General features: G+C 64.8%; 6 protein-coding genes. 3 read left to right on the top strand and 3 right to left on the bottom strand.

The window, feature by feature from the left end; all coding sequences use genetic code 11:
- A partial coding sequence (locus tag VN856_RS28000) for a long-chain-fatty-acid--CoA ligase (protein ID WP_325695362.1) occupies positions 1-1,104 on the top strand: 1,104 nt, incomplete at its 5' end.
- A 14-nt stretch (positions 1,105-1,118) separates the two neighbouring features.
- Positions 1,119-1,928 (top strand): GAF and ANTAR domain-containing protein, encoded by an 810-nt coding sequence (locus tag VN856_RS27995; RefSeq protein ID WP_325695360.1) that lies wholly within the window; start codon positions 1,119-1,121, stop codon positions 1,926-1,928.
- On the opposite strand, the gene VN856_RS27990 is transcribed toward VN856_RS27995, so the two are convergent.
- The 3 genes from VN856_RS27990 to VN856_RS27980 all read right to left on the bottom strand — a co-directional run bounded on the left by VN856_RS27990 (position 1,919) and on the right by VN856_RS27980 (position 4,332).
- Entirely contained in the window at positions 1,919-2,668 is a 750-nt protein-coding gene (locus tag VN856_RS27990; RefSeq protein WP_325695359.1) for a GAF and ANTAR domain-containing protein, read from the bottom strand. The two genes, VN856_RS27995 and VN856_RS27990, sit on opposite strands and share 10 nt — an antisense overlap.
- A 23-nt stretch (positions 2,669-2,691) precedes the next feature.
- Positions 2,692-3,399, bottom strand: a complete 708-nt coding sequence (locus tag VN856_RS27985; RefSeq protein WP_325695357.1) for a GAF and ANTAR domain-containing protein — start codon at positions 3,397-3,399, stop codon at positions 2,692-2,694.
- Positions 3,400-3,516: 117 nt separating this feature from the next.
- On the bottom strand, positions 3,517-4,332 hold the full coding sequence (locus VN856_RS27980; protein WP_325695355.1) for a transglutaminase family protein: 816 nt from the start codon (positions 4,330-4,332) through the stop codon (positions 3,517-3,519).
- Between the two features lie 250 nt (positions 4,333-4,582).
- Between VN856_RS27980 and VN856_RS27975 the strand changes: the two genes are divergently transcribed.
- Positions 4,583-4,888: DUF5994 family protein (locus tag VN856_RS27975; protein ID WP_325695353.1), on the top strand; the 306-nt coding region annotated here is incomplete at its 3' end.

Genomic DNA, 4,888 nt, shown 5'->3' with positions numbered 1-4,888 from the left:
GTCGCAAATGCCGAGGCGATGCTCGTCGGCGCCGATGTCGACCCCGAATCCGACGTGATCGTGAGCTGGCTCCCGTGCTTCCACGACATGGGCATGACCGGCTACCTGACCGCCCCAATGTACTTCGGCATCGAGCTGGTCAAGATCACGCCGATGGACTTCCTGCGCGACACCCTGCTGTGGGCAAAGCTCATCGACAAATACCAGGCCACCATGACTGCGGCGCCCAACTTCGCTTACACGCTGTTCGCCAAACGGCTACGCAAACAAGCTCAGCCAGGCCAGTTCGACTTGTCCACGCTGCGGTGGGCGCTCTCCGGCGCGGAGCAAGTCGAACCGGCCGACGTCGAGGACCTTTGCGAAGCCGGCGCGCCGTTCGGGTTGCGGCCCGAAGCACTCGTGCCTGCCTACGGCATGGCCGAGACGACGGTCGCGCTGTCGTTCACCGAGTGCGGCCGCGGGTTGATCGTCGACGAGGTCGACGCCGATCTACTTGCCTTGCTGCACCGGGCTGTCCCGGCGTCGCGGGGTAAGACCAGGCGATTGGCCTCCCTCGGCCGCCCACTCAAAGGGCTGGAGGCCCGGATCGTCGACCAGGACGGCAAGGTGCTCCCCGCTCGCAGCGTCGGCGTCATCCACGTGCGCGGCGAACCGGTGACGCTGGGATACACCACGATCGCCGGTTTCGTACCCGCGCAAAATCCCGAGGGGTGGTACGACACTGGCGATTTGGGGTATCTCACCGAGACCGGCAACGTCGTTGTGTGCGGCCGGCTGAAGGATGTGATCATCATGGCGGGTCGCAACATCTACCCGACCGACATCGAGCGCGCCGCCGCCCGCGTCCGCGGGGTTCGGCCCGGCTGTGCCGTCGCGGTGCGGTTGGAGGCCGGCCACGCACGGGAGACTTTCGCGGTCGCCGTCGAAGCCAATGTCTGGGAGGAGCCGGCCGAAGTGCGCCGCGTCGAACGTCAGGTTGCCCACGAGGTCGTCGCCGAGGTCGATGTCCGTCCACGCAACGTGGTTGTGCTCGAACCAGGAATGATCCCGAAAACGCCGTCGGGAAAACTGCGTCGCGCCCATGCGCTGGCACTGGTCATCTAAAATTGGTACCGACCATGCCCGATTTTGACGCGCAGCCTGGTCGCGAACCACCAGACCAGACCGAATTGTCCACGGCCCAACGGGAAGCGGACGAAGACGACTTGCGCGCCGGGCTGCGCGGTTTGGCGGGGATGGTGGCCGGCGCCCGCGGCGTGTTCGAATTGCTGGGCGAGGTCGCCGCGTTCGCAGCTGAGGCCATTCCCGGAGTCGACGGCGCCGGAGTTGCGTTGATCGAGGTGGGCAAAGGTCTCCCGACGCTGCAGAGCACCGCTGCCACAGCGGGATTCGTGAACACGATCGACGGCGTTCAATACGACGAGTTGCGTGAGGGGCCGTGCATCACGTGTATGCGGTCGCGCCGAGTCACGGTCAGTGGATCACTCGGCGCCGACGACCGCTGGCCGCACTTCGGCGGCCGAGTCGCAAGGATGGGAGTGCATTCCGCGCTGTCGCTGCCGCTGATAGTCGGCGAGCACGTGATCGGCGCGATCAACTGCTACGCCGACAGCCAGGACGCCTTCGGCGAGCACGCCGTGTTGTTGGGATCGCAATTCGCCGGGCCGGCGGCCGTGTCGATCTACAACGCCGGCCTGCTGGCCGGCGCTCGATCACGTGCCGAAAAGCTGGAACAGGCTTTGGATCACCGCGCGGTGATCGATCAGGCGGTCGGCATCATCCGCAGCCGGTCGGGTGTCAGCGCCGAGGTGGCGTTCAGCCGGCTCGTCCAGATGAGTCAAAGCGGCAACATCAAGCTGCGAGTGGTCGCGGCGCGACTGGTCGACGATGCAGTGCGGCGCGCCCATGCGCGGCGGGCTCAGTCGTAAGCCAGTTGAGTCATTCTGTGCAGCAGCGTCGGACGTGCGCCGGGATCGGCCATCAACTGGCGTGCCACGTCGGTCAGGTGATCGCCGTGGGCACGCGAGTACCTGCGTAGCAGCGCAAATGCCTCGTCGACCGTAATGTCGAAGTGCTCGCGCAGGAAACCCTTGGCCTGCTCGACGACGATGCGGTGGGTCAGCGCGGCACGCAGCTGCGGTATCACCGTCGCGGGCGTCGGCGGGAGTTCCTGCAAAATCGCTACGCAGGCGACATGCGCCAGTGTCTGTCCGAGCAGGAGATCGGACTCACTGAGTTCGCCCGGCCGGCTCCCGAACAGACCCAGAGAGCCCAACACGATGCCGGCGGCCCGCATCGGCACCGCGTGCACAGAGGCGACGCCCGCCTCGCGCGCGGCCGAAACAAACCGCGGCCATCGGGCGGTCGCGGTGCGCAGATCCGCCACCGAAACGGGTTGACCGGTGGCATAGCACTCCAGGCACGGTCCCTCGTCGGTCTGTAATTGGAAGAGTTCCAGTTCGCGCGTCTGAGTAGAGGTGGCGGCCAGCAAGCGCAGTTGACCCAACGGGTCGGCGAGCAGGAATCCCGCCGCGGCGATATCCAACAGGTCTGCGCAACGTTCGGTGAGCTCGGTGAGCAGGTCGACGATGTCGAAGTCGTCCAGCAGGCTGTCGACGAGCGATACAACCGCATCCAGTACCCGAGTTTCACGAGGGGTATCGGTCACGTTGCCCTCCTTTTCGCATGGCATTAGTCGGCGTCGAGTCGCAGCTGCCGGTCGAGAATGTCGCGGGCGACCTCGGTGGCGCTGCGGTTGGTGGCGTAGGCGTGGGCGCGCAGGCGTACCAGCGCTTCGGCGGGTTCGACCCCGAGTTGGGCGACGACCATGCCGGTGGCCTGGCTCACTTCCGCACGGCTCAGCGCGTTGAAGTCGGCCCAGGCGCTGCTGTACGGGTTGTTGACGGCGGCCTGCAAGTCGGAGTGCAAGAGGTCCAGCAGCGGGGCGCCGGCCAGCTCGGCGGCGATCACGGCGCCCGCCAGCTGGTCGACGGGTAGCTCGCCGGGCTGTGTCTTGAAAAGGTCGAGGGCGCCGACGAATTCGCCGGCCAAGACGACCGGAATCGCGAATACTCCCCGAATCTTGTAGTCGAGCATGGCGGAGCGGTACAGCGGCCACCGAATGAAGTTCGGTTTGGCGAGGTCTGGAACCAGGACGGGGCCATGCGTCGAGACGGAGTCCAGGCATGGACCCTCGCCAATGGTGAACTGGAGTTCGTCATACACGCGCGCGGCTGCGTCGCTGGAGCCGAACGTTCCGCTGGTGACCCCCGAGAAGACCAGTGAAATCGCCGCCGCATCAATGCCGAACAACATCACGCAGGCCTCGCATAGCGAATCAGCTGCCGCTAGTCCACGCCGGCCGTCGACGGCCGCGCGCAGCTGTTCAGCGATTGCCACATTTAGCCGAGCGAGGATCGGGCATCTATTGCATTGCCCGGATGTCGAGGTGGCGGCGTCATACCTCCACCATCCACCAATGGGAGCGGATTTGCGAGTATTCGCGCACCAGGCCCGTTAGCCGATCGACACCAGCTGGTCGATCGAGTCGATGGGCAGATCGCCGTCCACGATCGCCGTCACCGCCAACTTGTGCAGGATGATCGCACCTCGGTGATTGTCAAGGAAGGCGATGTCGGCGGCGTCGCGCCCGGTGGCGATGCGCACCAGCGACTGCCGTGGCGCCAGCAAAGTTCCGTCGACAACCCGCCATTGGCCGCCGACGAACGCCTCGGCGACCGCGTGGAAATCCATCGGATAAAGACCTGGTGCGTAGACCGACACCACGCGGGCCGGCACCTTGACCGCCCGCAGCATCGCCACCACCAGGTGCGCATAGTCGCGGCACACCCCGGCACCCGCGAGCAGGGTCTCCACCGCCCCATCGATCGGGTCACTCGAGCCGGGTACATAGTTCAGCCGGGTGCCCACCCACAGGGAGACTCGCTCCAGCAGACTCGTCGAATCCGCGTAGTTACCGAATTCCGTTGCGGCAAAACCATAGAGCTTGTCCGCCTCGGCGTACCGGCTGGGGCGCAGATACATTGACAGGTCGTGTTCGGTCACTGGCGCCGGGTCGGTCCGGCCGACGATCGTCGCGGCATAGTCGACAGTCAAGTAGCCCACCGGCACATCGAACTTGTGGATGCGGTTACCGTGCGTACCGCTGATCTCCAACGCTTGAACGGGTTTACCGTCCAACACAAACGACAATCGCTCTGACACTTCGGTATTCGGGTGCGGCGCGACAGCAATCTGGAATTCCAACGTTGTCGGGTCGGTGATCTCGACTTCGAGCTCCGCGGCCACCTCCCGTTTGGACTGGCGGTCCATGCGCGATTCCTTGTCCTCGATGTTGGTCTACGTGAGATTCCGGGATCGACAAACGGATGCGATCGCATTTTTCACATTCGGCCGCGTGTCGCCGCAAGAATCACCGCAGACCAAGAGCGTTCCCCTGCCGACAGTACACGCAGCGTGTACCGTCGTAAGGGTCGGCGATATTTCGCACGCAGCCGTTTGAGATTGTGTCGTTGCCGATTCGAATGATTTGGTCGATTCGCGGCCAAGACAGGAGCGTCGTATGACGCTACAGACTGGCCGACGCTCAACAGATTCGACGCACACCGGACCCCGGATCACCCCCCGCCTGCGTTTGAAGCCCAAGGGATCCGCTGCGGGTTCGGTCGATGGGGCGTGGTGGCCGCACAGTGACGACCTTCCGAGCGAGCTTCCAGATTTGTTGGCAGTGCTCTCGATACGACTGGGCCCGATCGATCGCGTCACCTACAACTTTGTCGACTGGGCGACAGCGCCGGCCGAGTTCCCGACGGGCGACGATATGGTCCGACTCAGCGGCTACTACCAGCAACCGGGCAACACCATTCAA

Source organism: Mycobacterium sp. (genome assembly GCF_035603715.1).
In the GTDB taxonomy this organism is placed as follows: Bacteria; Actinomycetota; Actinomycetes; order Mycobacteriales; family Mycobacteriaceae; genus Mycobacterium.
Note: the sequence above shows the minus strand (reverse complement) of the source record. Positions and strands in the feature narration are given on the sequence as shown.